Origin of the sequence: Gracilibacillus salinarum (assembly GCF_022919575.1) — a bacterium.
Taxonomy (GTDB): Bacteria; Bacillota; Bacilli; order Bacillales; family Amphibacillaceae; genus Gracilibacillus; species Gracilibacillus salinarum.
This window is the reverse complement of the sequence record NZ_CP095071.1, coordinates 4,105,392-4,125,195: the sequence shown is the minus strand read 5'-3', so window position 1 is coordinate 4,125,195 and position 19,804 is coordinate 4,105,392. Positions and strand designations below refer to the sequence as shown.

The 19,804-nt window shown below is 39.2% G+C and carries 14 protein-coding genes; 4 read left to right on the top strand and 10 right to left on the bottom strand.

Going from position 1 to position 19,804, the window contains the following annotated elements; translation table 11 throughout:
- Positions 1 to 707: 707 nt before the first annotated feature.
- Positions 708 to 2,306, bottom strand: coding sequence for a hypothetical protein (locus MUN87_RS19445; protein WP_244743076.1), 1,599 nt, complete (start codon positions 2,304 to 2,306; stop codon positions 708 to 710).
- A complete protein-coding gene (locus MUN87_RS19440) occupies positions 2,299 to 3,093 on the bottom strand; it encodes an ABC transporter ATP-binding protein (RefSeq protein WP_244743073.1) in 795 nt (264 codons plus the stop codon). Before MUN87_RS19440 ends, MUN87_RS19445 begins: the two co-directional genes overlap by 8 nt.
- Before the next feature lie 124 nt (positions 3,094 to 3,217).
- Between MUN87_RS19440 and MUN87_RS19435 the strand changes: the two genes are divergently transcribed.
- The 4 genes from MUN87_RS19435 (at position 3,218) to MUN87_RS19420 (ending at position 8,733) form a co-directional block, all read left to right on the top strand.
- The gene (locus MUN87_RS19435) at positions 3,218 to 5,869 is read left to right on the top strand and encodes a DEAD/DEAH box helicase family protein (RefSeq protein WP_244743071.1); all 2,652 of its coding nucleotides are present in this window, start codon (positions 3,218 to 3,220) and stop codon (positions 5,867 to 5,869) included.
- 207 nt (positions 5,870 to 6,076) lie between these two features.
- Complete coding sequence (locus tag MUN87_RS19430) at positions 6,077 to 7,018, top strand: response regulator transcription factor (protein ID WP_244743069.1); 942 nt, start codon at positions 6,077 to 6,079, stop codon at positions 7,016 to 7,018.
- A 168-nt stretch (positions 7,019 to 7,186) separates the two neighbouring features.
- Positions 7,187 to 8,035 (top strand): ABC transporter ATP-binding protein, encoded by an 849-nt coding sequence (locus MUN87_RS19425; protein ID WP_244743066.1) that lies wholly within the window; start codon positions 7,187 to 7,189, stop codon positions 8,033 to 8,035.
- Positions 8,035 to 8,733, top strand: coding sequence for an ABC transporter permease (locus tag MUN87_RS19420; RefSeq protein ID WP_244743064.1), 699 nt, complete (start codon positions 8,035 to 8,037; stop codon positions 8,731 to 8,733). The genes MUN87_RS19425 and MUN87_RS19420 overlap by 1 nt, the downstream gene beginning before the upstream one ends.
- Before the next feature lie 164 nt (positions 8,734 to 8,897).
- On the opposite strand, the gene MUN87_RS19415 is transcribed toward MUN87_RS19420, so the two are convergent.
- From MUN87_RS19415 to MUN87_RS19380, 8 genes are all read right to left on the bottom strand, one after another.
- Complete coding sequence (locus MUN87_RS19415; RefSeq protein ID WP_244743061.1) at positions 8,898 to 10,937, bottom strand: 5'-nucleotidase C-terminal domain-containing protein; 2,040 nt, start codon at positions 10,935 to 10,937, stop codon at positions 8,898 to 8,900.
- A gap of 432 nt (positions 10,938 to 11,369) precedes the next feature.
- On the bottom strand, positions 11,370 to 13,265 hold the full coding sequence (locus tag MUN87_RS19410; protein ID WP_244743059.1) for an ABC transporter permease: 1,896 nt from the start codon (positions 13,263 to 13,265) through the stop codon (positions 11,370 to 11,372).
- Entirely contained in the window at positions 13,240 to 14,004 is a 765-nt protein-coding gene (locus MUN87_RS19405; RefSeq protein WP_305037409.1) for an ABC transporter ATP-binding protein, read from the bottom strand. Before MUN87_RS19405 ends, MUN87_RS19410 begins: the two co-directional genes overlap by 26 nt.
- Positions 14,005 to 14,084: 80 nt before the next feature.
- Positions 14,085 to 15,086 (bottom strand): sensor histidine kinase, encoded by a 1,002-nt coding sequence (locus MUN87_RS19400; RefSeq protein ID WP_244743054.1) that lies wholly within the window; start codon positions 15,084 to 15,086, stop codon positions 14,085 to 14,087.
- The gene (locus tag MUN87_RS19395) at positions 15,083 to 15,787 is read right to left on the bottom strand and encodes a response regulator transcription factor (RefSeq protein ID WP_244743053.1); all 705 of its coding nucleotides are present in this window, start codon (positions 15,785 to 15,787) and stop codon (positions 15,083 to 15,085) included. The genes MUN87_RS19400 and MUN87_RS19395 overlap by 4 nt, the downstream gene beginning before the upstream one ends.
- A gap of 225 nt (positions 15,788 to 16,012) precedes the next feature.
- Complete coding sequence (locus MUN87_RS19390) at positions 16,013 to 17,551, bottom strand: BCCT family transporter (RefSeq protein WP_244743050.1); 1,539 nt, start codon at positions 17,549 to 17,551, stop codon at positions 16,013 to 16,015.
- A 227-nt stretch (positions 17,552 to 17,778) separates the two neighbouring features.
- The gene (locus MUN87_RS19385; protein WP_244743047.1) at positions 17,779 to 18,744 is read right to left on the bottom strand and encodes a permease prefix domain 1-containing protein; all 966 of its coding nucleotides are present in this window, start codon (positions 18,742 to 18,744) and stop codon (positions 17,779 to 17,781) included.
- Positions 18,744 to 19,076 carry a PadR family transcriptional regulator gene (locus MUN87_RS19380; protein ID WP_244743044.1) on the bottom strand — a complete coding sequence of 111 codons (333 nt, stop codon included), beginning with the start codon at positions 19,074 to 19,076 and terminating at the stop codon, positions 18,744 to 18,746. The genes MUN87_RS19385 and MUN87_RS19380 overlap by 1 nt, the downstream gene beginning before the upstream one ends.
- Between the last annotated feature and the right edge of the window lie 728 nt (positions 19,077 to 19,804).

The window sequence follows — 19,804 nt, the reverse complement described above, 5'->3', positions numbered from 1 at the left end:
AACGGGGTGAGTTAGGCTGGCTATTGTAATAAATATAAACGATACAAATCTCCTTACTCTGCTCCACACTTTTGGCTCCTTTCCTGTTAAACGATACAAATCTCCTTACTCTGATTCACACTTTTGGCTCCTTTTCTGCTAAACGATACAAATCTCCTTACTCTGCTCCACACTTTTGGTTCCTTTCCTGCTAAACGATACAAATCTCCTTACTCTGCTCCACACTTTTTGCTCCTTTCCTGCTAAACGATACAAATCTCCTTACTCCGCTCCACACTTTTGGCTCCTTTTCAGCTCTGCAATACAAATAACATCTATCTAAGCATTCTTTTCCTCAATAGGTTGAAATCATTTTCTCTACGTCGCGCTTCCTTCATAGTTAAAAATCCCCTGCTTTCTAACGTGTAAGAAAAACCGAGCATAAACCACCCGGTCCTAATTGACTTAATTAATAAACAACTTCCTATGGATTAAGGTTTTATTACAAAGTAGTTATTTTGATATAGATTATCTGCTTAGCAAAGCTCCGGTAATAGGCTCCGCGTCCTGTGGGGCACGGAGTGGTTGGCCGAAGCGGTATCCTAGCACATTAAATATCTCAATATGGATACTCGGCTACCAATGGTTAGTTAACATAATACATATTACAGGAACTCAGCTTGACTGATTAAAAAGGACAGAAGACTCAATCTCCTGCCCTGCTCTCTCTATTTCCTCCATAAAACCACGTTAGCTGCCACTAATACTGCGATCAAAATATATGGTCCGATTGCGAAAGAATTTGCTATGAATTGGATGACGCCTAGAAATAACGCTAAGACCAGCAGTGCGAATGTCTCTGCAACTTGTTTGCTTTCGGCGCCTTTATATGGTTCTGAAAAAGGCATCGTCTTTTTCAGATATACTCGGTAACAAATTCTGCTGTGAATCCCGGTTGCCAATAACAGCCCAAGCAAAAACGTCCAGATCTTAACCGAGAATATCACAAGAAATATAACACCTAATACAAGATAAACCGGAATAAACAAACGGACCAAAAATGCTTTTAACGCTGCTCGATGCAATATTGCCTCATTACTAACCGGTAGTGCTCGAAAAACCCAGGCGCCTTTCTCGTTCGCAGAAAACTGAAGCATTTGGACACCAGCGGGAATTAAGGCCAAACAAAAATACATAGTGAAATACATGTTTCCTTCTCGAATTTCGGCCCAGGAATGCAGCGTCAGGTCATTAATGATAAAAATAAATGGAAATACTAAAGCCATTCCGATTGACGGATAGACCTTCAACTTAAAATCCCGTTCGTTTCGCAGCATTCGCGATGTGAAATCGAAAAAAATTCGCTCTTCCTTATTCCAGACCAGCAGCCTCGACCACAGGCGAGTCCACCATTCCTTGACTTGTTTGTGCTTGCCGTTGTTAGTTAGAAGCTTCTCCAAATTACGTTCAAAAGCAGGAGTCAATTTTATATAAAGGATGATAGCAATAATCGGAACTACCACACCTAATACAGCAAGTATGATATAGTCTGTATTCCACGCGCCGTGCATGACAATTTCATAGATGGCACCATACCAGATCGGCGGCATCAGAACATGCCACCAGCCGAAATCAAATTGAACATTCAAATCAACAAATTCAAAGGAGCGCGCTACTACTTGGTAGCCGACGACCATCGAAATACTTAATAGAATTTGTATATAATTGATAATATCCTTTAATTTCTCGCCATCAAAGAATCGTAAAACTAGGATATAAACCAAAGCTGTCATAATCAGGATCAGTAAATTCACAAAAAACAGGATCACAATACTTAACAGAAAGAAAACAATACCGTGATTCACGAGCCCAACAATCATCGGAATAGCCGTAAAGGCAATTGTCAGCTGACACAAATATAGAGTAATATGTACTACTTTTGTACTGTTGATCGTTCGGCTGTCTACCGGCTTGGTATGGAGTATCATATTATCTCGAACATCTAACAATACACTCGAAAAATCCGAAATCGTTGACGTCATGATAATAAACATGACAATGCCGTACAGAATACTCATTTGAAAAATATATTGATCTCCAATTAAGAAGGCTATTAAGATTAACCCCATCAAAGCATAAATACCGAGCGATTTCAAAAACTGATTGCCTGAATCTGACTCAGAATCATTAAATATTGTCGGTACCCTTCGCGAATCCATCGTTAATTTTAATTGCAAAATCTTGCGCATCATCGGATAATCAACATGCATTCGCTCGAAAAAGAAGCGCAGTATATCCAAGATTTTCAGTGACTTAAAATTATTCATTCCGATCACCATTCTTCACGATTGAAACAAAAGAACTGGCAATTTCCTGATGCTTATCGAAGCCTGTCAGCTGATTGAAGATTTCCTCCAGAGATCCTTCCTGACTCTGCTGCTGTAATTGTTCAAATGTACCATCCGCAACAATTTGCCCATCCGCCAGCAAGACAATTCTGTTGCTGATTTTTTCGACGACATCCATAATATGCGAGGAATAAAAAATTGTCTTGCCTTCGCTCGCTAACTGATCCAGAATCTCCTTCACAATCATCATACTGTTGGCATCAAGCCCGCTTAACGGTTCGTCTAAAAACAGCAAATCCGGATTATGTATAATACTTGCAATAAAAAGAACCTTCTGGCGCATCCCTTTAGAGAAAGAAGAGATTCTCGTATGCACCACATTCTCTAATTCAAATAAACGCATTAGTGCCATTGTTTTTGTCGTAATGTCATGTTGGTCCATTCCATACAGACCACCAACAAAGGAGAGATATTCAAGTGGAGTTAAACTATCATAAATCTCACCATTTTCCGGGACATATCCGATTCTTTTTTTATAAGCAACACCGCTTTTTTTAATGTCTTCACCAAATATTTCGATGTCGCCATGAAAACTGGAGATTAAGCCTAACATCATTTTTACTGTGGTACTTTTTCCTGCACCGTTTGGTCCGATATAACCAATAATTTGTCCTTGGTAGACATCAAGATTGATAGATTCCAAAACCCGGCTACCGCCAAACGATTTCGATACATTTTTCAATGATAAAATAACTTCTTTTTCCATTTTTTACACCTCCACCGATAGCTTAACATATATTCCCTTTAATTGTTGTTGCTTTAGTGTCAAAAATAAGGAAAAATGTGTATACTAATCTGCATAAGCCATAAAGAACGGAGCGTTTTTGTACATGAATCAATTTCCTGAAGGGATTGCGTTTTGCTTCCCCTGGCGCAGTTATCAAAAAGACGTATTGCAACAATTAAATCAACATCTCGAGAACCATCATTTGCATCTGGTAGCACCACCAGGTTCAGGTAAAACGGTACTAGGATTAGAAGTAATTAGAAGATTGGATAAAGCTACCCTGATTATTGCTCCGACACTAGCAATCCGTAACCAGTGGGCAGATCGTTTTACAGAGCTTTTTTTGCAGGAGCTGGAGCAGCCCGACTGGATTTCGACTGATATTAAAAATCCAGCATTTATGACCATCACAACCTATCAAGGATTATATGCGTTATTTCACGATTCATTACAAGCGCAGGAAACAGATCTCGATGATTTAGAAGAAGAAGAAATCCCTCTCGAGAATGACGCCAAACATGCTGCTATCGAACGACTTTTTCAGCAAAACTTCCAAACGCTTGTATTAGATGAGGCGCACCATTTGCGAACAAATTGGTGGAAAACAACGATGCACCTCAGAAACCAGTTGGATAATCCGACGCTGATTGCTTTAACAGCTACCCCGCCTTATGATGTCGGAAAATCGGAATGGGATAAGTATATTGAATTGTGTGGACCGATCGATGAAGAAATTGAAGTAGCTGCGCTCGTAAAAGAAGGAGACTTATGTCCTCATCAGGATTATGTTTGGATGTCGTCCATGACAACAAAAGAAAAAGAACCAATTGATACCTTTCATCATGAAGCAGAATCTATCAGAATACATTTATTAAATAATGAACCATTACGGCAAACGATTGAGAATCATCCATGGATACTGTCAGACGAATCTATTGAAGAGAAACTGGCAAACTATTCATATTTTATAAGTATGATTATTTATTTGAAGGAAATCGATAGTCTCGCCTGGAAGAAGCCTTTTGACAGATTAAATGAAAAGGCAGTTGACCTCCCCTCCTTTGATCTGGAATGGGCAGAGGAATTATTAACCTTTTTATTGTACCGTGATAAGCATAATGATTCGAAAGAAGAACCGTTAAAAACAATCAAAAAGCAACTATCATCGATTAAAGCAATCGAACACCGTAAAGTGAAACTAATGGCCACGAAATCGATGGAAAGGACTTTATTACATAGTGCTTCGAAGCTGGACAGCATTATCGACATCGTACAATTAGAAAAAAATTCGCAAAAAGATTCGCTGCGCTTAGTCATACTAGCAGATTACATTTATAAAGAAGATCTCGGCGAAGATAAACCATTGATTCGGTTAGGTGTGGTGCCTATCTTTGAGAAACTTCGCAGAAATGTGGCGGATCAATGCCGGATTGGTGTGTTAACCGGATCTGTTGTGATTGTACCTAAACAGGTGCTCCCTTTACTTGAGAAATACCGGTTGCAATTTACTGCTAACACGCTTGAACATGATGATCGTTATGCCATCATTACCTGGAAAGGTGCATCGAGACAGGAAATGGTGAAAGTCATCACTCACATTTTTGCTAGTGGTGAAATGGATGTGTTAGTTGGAACTACCGCTCTACTAGGAGAAGGATGGGATGCGCCAAGCGTTAATACGTTAATCCTTGCCTCCTATGTGGGAAGTTTTATGCTGACGAATCAAATGCGCGGCCGTGCGATCCGAGCTGAACGTGGCAATCCAGATAAAGTAGCGAATATTTGGCACTTAGTCTGTGTTGATCAGCATATGATTAGCGGCGGGTATGATTATCAGTCTTTAAGCAGACGGTTCCAGTCCTTAAATGGGGTTGATGCAGAGGTTGCGATTATTCAATCCGGGATCCATCGCTTACGTATTGCAAAGCCTCCATTTGATAAACAAGCAATCTATCAAACCAATCATACCATGTTAACTCGTGCAACGGATCGCAACCGGCTTTTTGACAAGTGGCAGGAAGCTGTCCAAAAAGGGGAAAAGAAAAGAGAAGAAGTTGAAATTAATTCACAGCAATTGCCACGCATGTTTGAATTTCGAAACACTGTGAAATCGTTATTTATCATGACGATCACTACAATTTTGAGTATTCTTTATTCCATTGGTGAAAATAGCTACCATCTTCATTCATGGAAGGAACTAATGGCAGCACTGATCATAGGGCTTCTAATTGGAATCGTTATATCGAGTCCATATTGGTGGCGGGCAATCCGGATTGTCTTATTCAATTCCTCACTTGAATCAAGGATGAAGCATGTCGCCGAAACACTCTATCACACCTTTTACGAGATCGGAGTTATCCATACACCGATGAAGCACAACAACATCATTATTCAGAAAGAAGACGGAGGCGGTCTGTCCGGCTATTTAGAACATGGTACGACACAGGAACAAAAACTGTTTCTCGAAGCATTGGCACAGCTGTTGGACCCTATTGACAATCCAAGATATATTCTCCACCGACAATCAGGGAAACGTTTATGGGTTCGCCATGATTACCATGCCATACCTGATGAAATTGGACGGAAGAAAGAGCACGTCGAAATCTTTTTGAGAAATTGGAAAAAAAGATTAGGAAAAGCAGCCTATATGTATACGAGAACACCAGAAGGAAGGCAGTTATTATTAAAAGCAAGATACCGTGCCATGTCCAATAAATTCGTCACTAAATCGGAACAGCGGAGTGTTTGGAAGTAGAGTGGCCTTTCTTATTCCGCTCACTTTGCTTCCATACCAGTGTCGTATTAAAGTGTCATAACCTCCCTATAAGTATGTTCGACACCTAAAAGTCGCTTTGATGCTACTTTCAATTCTGTTTGCCGAAGTTGCGTTCCTTTTTGAACACGTTCATCGTGCAATAGGAATAATAGAATAATGTTATAACAGAATAGGAGTTTCTAATAAATGGTATCTTTTAAAATTGACAGTGAACATTCTGTGAGTGATATACTTCCGTCTTTTTCACTCACAGTTGAGGAAGCATCTACTGCGTCTCTTTACTGTGACGCAGATATGCAAGGAGAAATAATGCATTTTTTACATAAACAGAATAACGTCTGCGTTTTTGACCAGAAGGATGGCTTGTATCAGCGATTGTCGGTAGAGGACAATATTACCTTCTTCCATAAATGGTTCCGCTGTTCTGTGCCACTCGCTGAAATTCTTGTCTTATTTGAGCTGCAAAGCTGTGTGAAGTCACCTTTGCATAAATGCACAGTTTCTGAAATTCGCCGCATCCATTTCGCCAAATATTTTATGAGTGGCAGCAGTCCCATGATTTTCAGGGAGCCAATTTACAATATCGATATCCGTTCCATCAATACTTTTATTAAAATGCTGCAAAAAATCAAGGAAAAGCATATCCCTGTACTTGTTCTAGTCTCAAATATGGAACATGCCTTACTACTCGGTGATGTTGCATACAAATTACAGTACAAAGGTTTGCAAAAAATAGAAGTCGAGAACCAAGACGAACATGCTTCATCAGTTGAAACAGAAAACACATCCATCAGCTTGTTAAAGATTCCTGCACGAGTAGATGATAAAATCATTCTTTTTGACCCACCAGAAATCGATTATATCGAAAGTCAGGATGGCAAAGCAGTAATTGTCATTAATGAAACATCGTACATTATGGATTCCACCCTTACAAAAATGGAAAAGAAATTAGAACTGTACGGTTTCTATCGTTGTCATCGCTCCTATATCGTTAATCTGCAAAAAGTGCGCGAAATTATTACTTGGTCCAAAAACACCTATTCACTCAGAATTGATAATAAAGTACAGTCCACCATTCCGCTGTCTCGAACCAAAATTCAGGACATCCGAGAGAAATTCAACTTATAATTAGTACCGTTCAGCTTTAATTAGTGAATAATAAGGTATAGTTGACCAACATTTCACCTGTTTACTGATACATTTCAGCTTTTACAGGGTACAATCCGTCTTCATTCAACTGCACACCTCCTTGCATCGATCTACAATGAAGGTACCACATCAAAAGGAGGTATACGTTTGGAACACGCGATTGAAGTAAAAAATGTACGAAAGGTATTTGATCAGGTCATTGCTATTGATCATATTCATTTTCATCTGAATAAGGGAGAAATTTTTGGCTTACTCGTCCCCAGTGGATCAGGAAAGACCACAACCGTTAAAATGTTAACAGGGGAATTGAAACAGACACAAGGTGAAATAAATGTATTAGGAATAAACGCTAAACAATTCCGAACTCCTGCATTCAAATCCAAGATTGGTATTCTCTCTGATAATAGTGCGCTCTATGAACGACTCACGGTTTATGACAACTTGAAATTATTCTGTAAATTATATAATGCGTCACCTGCAGCGATTGATACCATTCTTAAGGAAGTTAATTTAGAAGGCGAACAGTCCAAGACAGTCTCCAAATTATCTAAAGGCATGAAGCAACGAGTTTTACTTGCAAAGGCACTGATTCACAAGCCTGATTTAGTATTTCTTGATGAACCAACCTCTGCCTTGGATCCCGGAAACATCGCGCAGATTCATCGCGGACTCCGTAAGCTAAATGAAGCAGGTACGACGATTTTCTTAACCACTCATAATATGGAGGAAGCAACCACATTATGTGACAGGGTAGCATTCTTAAATGGAGGAAAAATACAAGAACTCGACACTCCTGAGGCACTTCGTTACAAATATTCTACGCATGCCTTTCATGTCGAGACCTTTGATGGTCAACACTTGGTCCTTGAAAATGAACCGAATAATGCCGAACAGATAAAAGAACTAATCGTGAATGGAAATGTAAAAACTATGCATACAGATAATCCGACGCTTGGCGATATCTTCCTTAAGGTAACCGGAAAGGAGCTGGTTTAATGAATATTCAGCGTATTAGCGCTATTTTTGAAAAAGATAGTAAAGATTTCTTAAAAAACATAACTTTGCTGATGATGCCTTTTATTTCGATTGTATTAGCACTTGTTTATAATCGGGTCGGGGATAGTGAAGCGCAAATGCCAATTATGATGATCTATGTAATTGTAGGCGTAACGTTTTCGACAGTTACCTCTGTTACAATAATGACAATGATGGCAGAGGAAAATGAAAAGAAAACATTAAGGGGATTAATCTTATCACCTGCTTCGTTTGCAGACATCATTGCAGGCAAAAGCCTCGTCACCAGCATTATTACATTTGTTACGTTGATCATTTCATTACTCATTATCGGTCATGAGCCAATAGTAAGCATTAGGCCGATTATAAGCATGTTTCTGTTATTCTTGTTCTTCCTCATGCTTGGTATCGGTATCGGCCTTTTTGCAAAATCAATGGCTTCTACATCTGCTTATGGCATGCCTGTTATGTTCCTTTTCGGTTTTACCCCAATGTTCTCTATCATTGGATTTGGTGAGGACAATCTCGTAATGAAAATTTTCGAGTTTTTTCCAATTATGCAGGCAATCGAAATCCATGATACTTCGTCCTGGCTTCCTTTAGGGGTGATCAGTCTATGGGTTGTGGCTGCTGCGATCTTTATGTACGTATGCTTTAGAAAAACTGTAACAGATGAGTAGGGTTCATACATCTATAGATAATAGTTGGGTGATGGAGAGTGGTGCTTCGGTGCCATTCTTTTTGTTTTTCATAAATCCATATAAAACAGGGCATTTCCAAAAAGAATGCCCTGTCCCATAAAAATCGTTATATATCAGGTTCGTATCCTAACTTATCACCTACATTAAGTATTTTTTATTCTTCTGCAGATGAACATAACTGCACCAAGCATCATCAAAACCCCACCTAGCAAAATGAACGAATACATATTGGCAGCTGTATCGGGCAGTCGCTCACCAGATTCCTGTTCAGTATCTTTATCTGAATCGGATTCCGTAACGTTATCTTCAGAGGGATCTTGTTGTGTATCATCGTCGTTATCTTGACTGTTCTCTTCTGTTTCCGAACCAGTATTGTCAGTTTCTCCATTTTCATCATTCGTGTTCTCATTATTTGCATTATCTTCTGTATTATCATTGTTGCCATCATTACCAGCATCTTCTTCGTCTGAGTCCTCTTCTTCATCCCCATTATCCTCAGGCTGATCAGGATCTTCTCCCATTAAATCCGTTATCCGCCCTTCCGTTTCTGGAGCAACCTCACCATTTAAGTCTTCAACCATATAATCGCGCAATTGTTCCCAGTCAATTTCGCCGATATCTTTGACGCGCCCTTCATTGTAAGCTTGGGCAAACACTTCAAAATCGTCTCCGCCTTTACCAGTAAAATTATTCGTTGTTACCAGATATGTTTGATCAGCTTTGATTTCCTGGTACTCGCCACCCGTTTTCACTTCCATCTTTACAATCCGGGACCCGGGTTCGTTGGTACTGTCATAATTAAATTTCATACCGGCAATTTGCAGGAAACCGCCACTTTCTTCAGGAGCCTGGCGAACACTGTGCTCTAGAATTTTCTTAATTTCAGCGCCTGTCAACTCAGCAACCACTGGATCGTTGCCGAACGGTAATACTGCAATTACCTCACCAACCGTGATCGGACCTTGATCAATAGCAGCACGAATACCGCCACCGTTTTGCATCGCAATCACTACTCCAGGTTCTTTTTCCTGCGCTTTGGTAAGCATGGCATCCGTTATCAAATTCCCCAGTGCTGTTTCGTTCGCACGCACGCTGACATCACTGTCACTTAGACGCGGATTCAGGATGGCCTCTACAGCTGTAGCCCCGGTCTCCTGATTGGCTAATGCATCAACCTCGTCCTTATAGGAGGCAAGTACCTCTGCTGCTTCAGAATCCGCTTCTTTCTCATTAACATCAATTAATTGGCCGCCATATTCAACAACTGCTCCATTCTCATCAAAAGAAACGTCTAATGTTCCGAGCATTTGTGCATATTGGTACGCTTGAACAATCACAGTTGGATCTTTCTCTTCCCCATTTTCATCTGTCGAAACAACAGCTGGTTCATCCAATTTCGTATGAGAGTGTCCACCTACAATGATATCAATCCCATCAACAGCAGTTGCCAGCTGCAAATCATTACCCATTTCGGGATTGCTGTTATAGCCAAGATGATTGACAGCAATAATTTTATTAACACCCTGCTCTTCAAAAGCAGCAACCGCACGCTCTGCTTCATTAATATAATTTAAGAACTTCACATTAACCGGGCTCGATATATTTGCCGTATCTTCCGTCGTTAAGCCGAAGATTCCTACTTTTTCACCGTTTACTTCTTTAATAATCCCATCGTACACAGATCCACTTTCTGGTGATTCCACAAATTTTTGCTGATTTATGTAACCGTTCATAAATGGATCTTCAGAAAAATCAACATTCGTTCCAAGCAAAGGAAAATCAGCAGCTGCTACAAATTCCGCTAAAGACTCATGCCCATTCTCACCAGAACCAAGGTCAAATTCATGATTACCAAAAACCATTGCATCGAAATCCATCATGTTTAATAATGCCAAATCAGCTTGTCCTTTAAACTGGTTAAAATATAAGGTACCTGAGAAAACATCACCGGCATGGAGTAACAATGCTTCAGGAATCTCTGCTCGCACTTCCTTGATTGCTGTTAACATCTTCGGTAATGGTTCTACATGTGCATGGGTGTCGTTCATATGCATAATCGTTATCGAATAATTATCACTGTCATCCTCTGCAGCAAACGTACTTACAGGGAACACAAGCACTATTACGGCAATTACCATCACATGCAACTTCAGAGAAAACATGGTCAGTCTAGAGCTAAACATTATCATTGCCTCCTAAATAATTTTTTAAAATAGAAGTAAGTCGTGATAGTGTATGCTATGCTATCATCCTACAATAATCCTCCTTTTTTTACCATCTTCTTTTATTTTAAAAATAATTTATTAAACGAAAATGACACGCTCGTAAAATACTTGTAAATTCTTGCAGAAAATTCCCTTCTGTAATTCTAGAATTCTATAGCTGCCAGTAATTCGGATTATGTTAACAACATAGTGGTAATTTTGAAATTATCCGGTTGATCGGTATGTATAAGTGATCAGAAATACCATCCTACTCATTTTATATCATAATGCTAAGAACCGTTGCTATTTCCTGTGTCTAACGTTTATTGGCATCCAGCCCTTTACACTCTTCAACAAATTACCCTATTGACAGGAAAGGGACAAGAGAACCGTCCTCTTGTCCCGAATTTCTTATAAAATGGCACCTTTCACTTGTTTGATATAGAAATATCGCACTAGCCAAAAATAGATGATTTGAATGACAGCGAAGCTTCCCAACACGAGCGAAGATTCTGCTGCTAAGTTGTAATCGAATAGATGAGATAAAGCGGTTAGTGCTACAGCACCGTGAACCAAAGCGATAATTATTGGTGAGAAAAATAGTAATGCAATCTGCCGGTTCACTACTTTTTTTAACTCAGATTCTTTCAAACCAATCTTTGCAATAGCACGGAACTTGCGCTTTTCTTCATCTAAATCAGTAAATAGACGGAAGTAAAGGAAGCTACCGGCGGAAACAAAAAAGACAATTCCAATAAACAAACCAATAAATAAAATCGGCCCATATGCTTTATTAATTTGATAAAGCGTATAATCATTGGCATATGCTTTATGTGGCAATTGTTCATTTAATTTTCTTCCTGCTTCGAGTATTTGATCCTCTTGTCCTTCTTTTGCTTCCCATACAATACTCAAGTCGGTTCTCAATGGTGATCCTAGCCGGTTGTACGCCTTGTCATTTACCACATAGTAACCATTTAATTCAGAAAATATCTCTGAATGCACTACTTCTTCCGGTTGGATTTCCTGTCCATTATCCATTTGAATACTAGAGGCCATCAGCTTTTCACTTGCTTTCGGCCCTTGAGTCAGCATCGCAGCACTCTGTTCCACTACAATTGCCTCGTTTTCATCTGGATGTACTTCCTTCTCTCCAATTAAGGCAGCAAATCGATTATAGTCAGAAGCACGAGTGATCAATACGCCATTGCTCATTTCTGATGTTTCAAAATAACGTAACTCAGCTGATTCCATCTTAGCCTCTACATCTTCTTCCTTCAGAACAGCATTAATGGTATGAATATCCTTCTCGATCACTTCTTCACTATCATCCGCCCAAGGTAAATATTCTATGGTATATGGATTAGCATCCTTTACACCTTTCGTGAGATAGGATTGAAATCCATATAACGTACCAATCGCACTAAAAGCCACCGTTGAGATAATAGCCACTAAGAAAAATGTCCTTGCATTATCCTTCATCCGAAATGACAAGTCAGAGAATAACAGCATATTTGTTTTCCGCCAGAAAATAAGTTGATTCCCTTTTATAAGACGGATTATAAAAACACTTAATTGCGTAAATAAAAGATACGTTCCAAGTGTGACAACTAAAATAACAGGAATCATTGCAAACACAACAGTAGCACCCTTTACGGAAAGAGCAGTGCCATAGCCAGCAATTAGTAACAATGCTGCTAGAATGGACAGGAACACAGAAGCTTTCGGTTCTCCCTTGGATTGTTTATCTCCTTTAATTAAATCAATTAATTTATTTGTACGAAGAATAAACGAAACAAATACCGATATACAGAAAAATAATAAGATAAAGCTCAGAAACGTCACTACGATAGCCAGAGAAGGAAAATAAAAATAAAGGGATTCATTAATTATTAATACATTCTCCGCAATTAATAAAATCACTTTTGCAAATAGTAAACCAGTCAAGATACCTCCGACTGTCGCAAAAAAACCTATTAAGATATTTTCCAAAAATACCATTAGTCGAATTTGTCTGTCGGAAGCTCCCAGCATCATTAATAAGCCAAATTCTTTCTTTCTGGATTGTAAAAAAGAACTCATTGAATAGAGGACAAAAAAGAAAGAAAACACATAAATGATTCCACCAGAAACAGCCATGCCAAATAAAGCATTTTGATTGATCGAACCACCCGTAAACGCTGGATGAAACGCGAATATGGCAAAAGTGAAAAATACCATCACCGTGAACATACTACTTAGGAAGTAAGCAATATACATTCGTTTATTACGAAGTACATTATTAAACGCGAACTGACGAAAAGTCATTGCCATCGCCTCCCATCAAGGAAAGCATGTCTATTATTTTCTGAAAAAATGCTTGTCTGCTCTCCCCACGGTAAATTTCGGAATGTAACTTGCCATCTCGAATAAATATAACTCGATCTGAATAGCTTGCCGCTTGCGGATCATGTGTCACCATCAATAAGCTTGCTTTCTCCTGCTCATTGATCGATACCAACATCTTCATCACATCTTTTGATGCTTTGGAATCCAGGTTTCCTGTTGGCTCATCTGCTAACAGTAACTTAGGCTGATGTATCATTGCCCGGGCAATAGCAGCTCGCTGTGCCTGGCCACCAGATATTTCGGATGTCCGTTTACTCATGATTGAAGAAATACCAAGATTTTCAGCAATTTTAGATGCCTTATCTTTCATCTCTTTAACATTAGTACCATCTAACGTCAGTGGCAGTACAATATTTTCTTCAACGGTCAATGTATGCAATAAATTGAAATCCTGAAAAATAAAGCCTAATTCATTTCTACGGAATTTAGCTAAATCATTTTTCTTCAGATTATGAGGATTTTCCTCCTCGATTTCTACTGTTCCTGTAGTCGGTGAATCGTTTGTAGAGATAATATTTAGCAAGGTCGTTTTACCACTTCCGGATGGACCCATAATCGCGACAAATTCACCTTTTTCAATTTCTAAATCAATATCAGTAAGGGCACGGTAAGCTACTTTACCATCGTAAACCTTACTTACTTTTGTAAGTTTAAGCATAATCATTCTCCTTTCAAAACTTATAGTAAAAGTATAGCCAAGTCTTTACCTTTTAACTATCGATTATGCTTTCACCAATCTTACATCTGTGTAAGGTTTTGTGTGTTGGAAAAAATGATTCGTACCGATGTACCTTCTCCAACAATGGATGACAATTCGATCCGATGCTCCAGTCTTTCGGCCACTTCTTTTACCAAGTAAAGCCCCATACCTGTCGATTCACGATATTTCCGTCCATTTTCTCCAGTATAAAACTTATTAAACACTCGTTTCTGATCTGCAACCGGGATACCCACTCCAAAATCTTTCACTTCCATTACAGCTTCACCCTTATTCTCATATAACGAAATCACCAGTTGTTTGGATTGTCCGGCAGAATATTTCACCGCATTATGTACAAGTTGAGTTAATAGAAAGAAAAGCCACTTTTCATCAGTCTCCACCGTTATCTCTGGCAGTTCTTCCTTTAATTGTGGATAGACTTCATTCCGGATATAAAAGCGCTTATTCTCACGGTTCACTTCATGCACCAGCTTGGATAACAAAACAGGCTTAATTTGAAAATCTTCTGCGATGGTACGCAGTCTTGCCATATAAAGAACGGTATTCAGACCAGTACGCATGCGATCGGTTTCCTCACGAATGCTGGATGATTCAGGCTCATCCAATGACTGAGCTGTTAATTCAATGATAGACAGCGGCGTCTTCATTTGATGTACCCAACGATCCATAAATAACAGATGCTCTTCTTGTGTCTCTTCTGATCTTTGCAGTTCTTCCAGGTACAGACAATACTGCGATGTCACTAATTGGCCTAGCGCTTCAGAGACTGGAGCTTGTTCCATCGCCTCAAGCGATTCATCAAGTGTTGCAACAGGCTTCTGCAATCTTTGATAAAAGTTCCTTCTGCTAATGTATCGATAAGTGAGAAATGCTGTCATTAATACAATCGATAAAAATATAGCATACATAATAACGCTCACACCTCGATAACCATCCAGGAAAAAGAGCAGTGTGATGAATAGTGACTGTCCCAGCTGAAACAAAATGAAAGCCAGATGTTCACGAAGAAATAATTTCATGCTTTTCCCTCTTTCCAGGTAATGCGCAGACGATATCCAGCTCCCCTCACCGTTTCGACAGCATGTTTAATGCCTAGCTCTTCAAATTTCTTACGAACGCGCGTTATATTGACATTCAAGGTATTTTCATCGACATAGGTTTGATCATCCCATATTTTCTCCAACAGATCCTGCCGGCCAGCAACACGAGGATATCGCTCCAACAGACTTTCAATAATATCGGATTCTTTTTTCGTTAAAGGCGTCACTTCATCTTCATATTGCAACTCTAATCGTTCCGGATATAAGCACAATCCTTCTTGCATTAGCACTCGTTCCTCCACCTTAGCCGCATATTCTCCATAAGCACGGCGCAGCTGGCTTCTGATTTTTGCCATGACGATATCAGGATGAAATGGTTTAGTGATAAAATCATCACCACCATTATCCAATGCCATTACTTGATCCATCTCCCCTGTTCGTGCCGAGATAAAAATCACGGGACAAATTGATTCTTTTCTAATTTGCCGGCACCAATAATACCCGTCATAACTTGGCAGGTTGATATCGAGTAACAACAGCTTTGGCTCTACTTCACGAAAAGTGGTAAGGATATTATCAAAATCTTCCGCAATGTTCACTTGATAACCGTATTTTTCTATATATGAAGATAGATATTTTGCGATCTTGATATCATCTTCTACAATCATAATTTTTTCCATGTCTGGTGGCTCCTAGTATATGAATTAATGTATGTTTACTATAACATATCCATTTCGGCAGAAACCATTTAGCAAATCCGATTAATGAGAGAGTAGTGTGACAGCTATAATCATGCTGGAGATATTATACTTTCTGCTCATAAGAAAAAAGCTGAACCTAACACACATGAAAATGCACGTTAGGTTCAGCTGTTAAAGTGACTAAAAAATTCTTCAGTCACAGGCTTATTTTTTCTTAATAATATGTTGTTCTTTCGCTAATTTTTTCGCTATGATTGGCGCATCCCAGAGTGATGGCAGCAGGAGTAATGAAACTGGTGCTGCTGTTACCACAATAAAGTTTTGCAGCATACCGACTGTTTCTTCTCCGATCGCTAATAATGACACCCCGACGACTCCAAACATAAGTGCCCAAAAAACACGGACAAGACGGTTAGGTTCATCTGTTCCACTTAACGTCACCGCAACGGTATAGGACATGGAATCAGCCGTGGTAGCTACGAATACAACTGATACTATAATAAATCCAATCGCAAATGCGGTACCCAATGGGATTTGATTCATGATCGCCATCACTGTAGCAGGCATACCACTTTCAATAAGTGCATTTGATACAGAACCTGGGTTTTCCAGCTCAGAAAAAATACCTGTACCACCGACAACAGTGAACCAGATGTTACTAACAATCGGCGCAATTACGGCAACAGCAATAATTAATTCCCGTATGGTTCTTCCTCTCGATATTTTACTGATAAACATTGCCATCATGGGGCCGTAACCAATAAACCATCCCCAGAAAAAGATCGTCCATGATCCTAGCCAAGCCTGGTCTACCCGATATAAACTCATAGACAAAAAGTTTTGTAAGTGAAAGGCTTCAGCGCCTAGAAATAAATCTATAATAAACAGCGTTGGTCCAAGAATAAACATGGCAACCATTAACAAGACCACCATACTGACATTAATACGGCTAAGCCATTGGATACCACGTTCCACTCCAGTCGCTGCCGAAATCGAAGCAATCACAGCTAAAAAGATAATGATAATTGCCTGGGTAATGAACGTATTCGGAATGTCAAATACTGCTTCCAACCCATAACCAACTTGAAGACCTAAAAAGCCGATAGGTCCGATTGTTCCCGCTGCTGTCGCTACAATCGATACAATGTCAGCAGTTGAGCCAATAAAACTGTTTTTAAATATTTTCTCACCGAACATTGGGTATAAAAAAGTTCGTGGCTTTAGAGGGTGACCTTTATGATAATGAGCATACATAAGCACAATCGTCGTTAGCGTACCTAAACATGCCCATGCAGAGAAGCCCCAGTGCAGATAACTCTGCGCCATTGCAGGTATTGCGGCTTCGATCGTTCCTTTTTCAACACCTGAAAATAGCGGAGGTGTTGTCACATAATGATACATCGGACCTGCCGCAGCCCAAAAGACTCCCCCACTAGCTAAAAGTGTACACAAAATCATGGAAATCCAGCGAAAATTGCCAATTTCCGGTCGATCGATTTTACCAAGTCGTACTCTTCCATACTTACTAAATGCTAATATTAATCCAACTATAAACATGACCAGCAATAATACTTGCCAATAGGCTCCAAAGTACTTTGCTGTAAAAGAGAATGAATCATTGATCAGCTGTCCTACTAATTTGTCATCAACAAGAGAAGCGATGACAAATAGAATAAGCAGCCCTCCACTTATGCTAAATGCAATCCAATCCAAACCCTTCTTCTTCCTCGTATAGTCATCCATTATTTTCCTCCTAAAGTAAATCCAGATAATCGTTACTTCTATGAATATTATTTTGCTAACCTACCGTAAGATCCCATTTATGGTTTACTATTCATGACCTTTACCCATCAAGAATAGTACGGATAAATAGGTTACGATTAAAAGCACAGATCATCAATTATAGGATAAAGAGGAAAATAAGTCAAAAAACCATTCGTTCATCACCGGTCTGTCATGGAATTATATATTTAAGCATCTTTTTTCGAAAAAAGCGTATAGGAAGCATTGAAAATAGCAACTAACAATCCAGCAATTGGAAACACAAGCCAGTTGATATGCCATAACTCAAAGACGAAACCGCTAATCAAGAAAAAGATGACAGCTAATGGCATAATAATGGATGCAATCGCTCCATTAATTCGTTCTTCCTTTTCGGCAGCCTCTCTATTCATAGGGCGCTCCAGCAGTGTCGTAAAACTGCCATGTACCATACCAAAATAAACAAATAGATAAATGGCAATGGCGATCAATGCCAGCATAATGACCACACCGAAGATAATCCATTGTTCATTTACAGCCATCATAAAAATAAGAATGGCAGGCGATAAGATGATGAGAGCAACACCACAAATAAGAGCAGCGACAAATCTTGATTGCTGATTGTTTTTCATCATTTCTACTTTAGATTGGAGTTCCCTGGATATTTCAAAATCCATTTGCTTATTAATATATTTAAATTTATCAAGCTTCAAGCCACCATAGATAAACAGACTGACAGCAATGGCTACGAGTATCGTAAATAGAATAACACCTGTAGTGAGCGCAATGTTTCTTTCGATATAGCCGCTTTCAAATAAAGCAGTAAAAAGGACTATAATTGCTGAACCTACGATACAAAGCAATACACCAAGCCCAATCCATTTACCTGCTAATCTATTTGTTTCAAGGTAATCATCAACCTCTGTTTCTGTCAGCAGCCGATTCGGTCCTGTTTGATTCTCCTGGCTAATATCATAAGATTCGATAATTTCATCGATATTACCAAACTCAGAAATGACAATACCAATCGCTTCATTCTCTGTCTTTCCCTCCTGCTTTAATTCGTGATACTTCTCTTCCATATTGGCCAGAAGCTCATCCCGCAATTGTTTCATCTCCAATGTTTTAGGAAGGGAAGCAAACATATTATCTAGATAACTGATAATCGTCTCCATTAGCGAAAGTCCTCCTTAATAAATTGATTAATCACATCTTTCGTCAATTCCCACTCTCGACACTTTTCCTGGTAGAACTGTAGACCTGCTTCGGTAATTTTATAATAGGTTCTTTTTTTCCCGAAGGTCTGCTCTTTATGAAAGGATTCAATATAACCTTTCTTCAGCAGTCGGTTAAAAGCTGAGTATAGCGTGGTTTCCTTAATAATATATTTTTCATCAGACAGCTCCTTGATCCTTTTGGAAATCTCATAGCCGTACGATTCTTTCTCTAATAATAAATAAAGGATGATGGTGTCATTGTAACCACGAATCACATCACTACTAATCAAAAAGCTGATCCCCCTTCTTCACACACTATTTTACTTCATCTGTCGTAGTAATCTTATCTTACCACAATTACTACGACAGGTGAAGTAATTTTTCCGAATTAAGAAAAACTAGGTATAAACCCGCCCTGTCTTCACTAACAATTTAATAGTTGGGGCACTTCTATTAGCCAATGTTCTTCCCAGTGGTTTATGTGTCGCCCTGCGCTAAGGTACAGGCTCTTCAGGGAGACAATAATACCAGACAGGAACCCCATCATTTTCTTCTTTCTTTATAAACGATACAAATCTTTGGCTACTGCTTCACCTTTTTGTTCCCTTTCCAGTTAAACGATAGAAGACATTTTGATCGAAAACCTCCTCCCTCTTTTGACCATTAACCGCATATGGCATGCAGCTATAAAACTTTTTGAATATTTTACCATAATCCGTACTATTATCGGTTGCATCCCATATAATACCATTATAAAACTGGCCTTTCCGACGTAGATGTCCCCCTTTCTCTAAAAATAGACACTTCACTCCAACTTCTATTGATTATAAAAATGAACGAGTGTTTCTTCCCCCTACCAGCTTCCAACCGTTTCATAATCATTTGTCTTCTTTCTAATTAAACGATACAAATCTCCTGCCTCTTCTTCGTACATTTGGTTCCTTTCCCGTTAAACGATACAAATCTCTGGCTTCTGCTCCCCACTTTTGGTCCCTTTCTCGTTAAACGATACAAATCT

Coding starts and splice junctions, on each gene's coding strand:
- MUN87_RS19445 (WP_244743076.1), bottom strand. CDS start 2,306: ATGAATAATTTTAAGTCACTGAAAATCTTGGATATACTGCGCTTCTTT.
- MUN87_RS19435 (WP_244743071.1), top strand. CDS start 3,218: ATGAATCAATTTCCTGAAGGGATTGCGTTTTGCTTCCCCTGGCGCAGT.
- MUN87_RS19440 (WP_244743073.1), bottom strand. CDS start 3,093: ATGGAAAAAGAAGTTATTTTATCATTGAAAAATGTATCGAAATCGTTT.
- MUN87_RS19395 (WP_244743053.1), bottom strand. CDS start 15,787: ATGGAAAAAATTATGATTGTAGAAGATGATATCAAGATCGCAAAATAT.
- MUN87_RS19410 (WP_244743059.1), bottom strand. CDS start 13,265: ATGACTTTTCGTCAGTTCGCGTTTAATAATGTACTTCGTAATAAACGA.
- MUN87_RS19415 (WP_244743061.1), bottom strand. CDS start 10,937: ATGTTTAGCTCTAGACTGACCATGTTTTCTCTGAAGTTGCATGTGATG.
- MUN87_RS19430 (WP_244743069.1), top strand. CDS start 6,077: ATGGTATCTTTTAAAATTGACAGTGAACATTCTGTGAGTGATATACTT.
- MUN87_RS19405 (WP_305037409.1), bottom strand. CDS start 14,004: ATGCTTAAACTTACAAAAGTAAGTAAGGTTTACGATGGTAAAGTAGCT.
- MUN87_RS19400 (WP_244743054.1), bottom strand. CDS start 15,086: ATGAAATTATTTCTTCGTGAACATCTGGCTTTCATTTTGTTTCAGCTG.
- MUN87_RS19420 (WP_244743064.1), top strand. CDS start 8,035: ATGAATATTCAGCGTATTAGCGCTATTTTTGAAAAAGATAGTAAAGAT.
- MUN87_RS19385 (WP_244743047.1), bottom strand. CDS start 18,744: ATGGAGACGATTATCAGTTATCTAGATAATATGTTTGCTTCCCTTCCT.
- MUN87_RS19390 (WP_244743050.1), bottom strand. CDS start 17,551: ATGGATGACTATACGAGGAAGAAGAAGGGTTTGGATTGGATTGCATTT.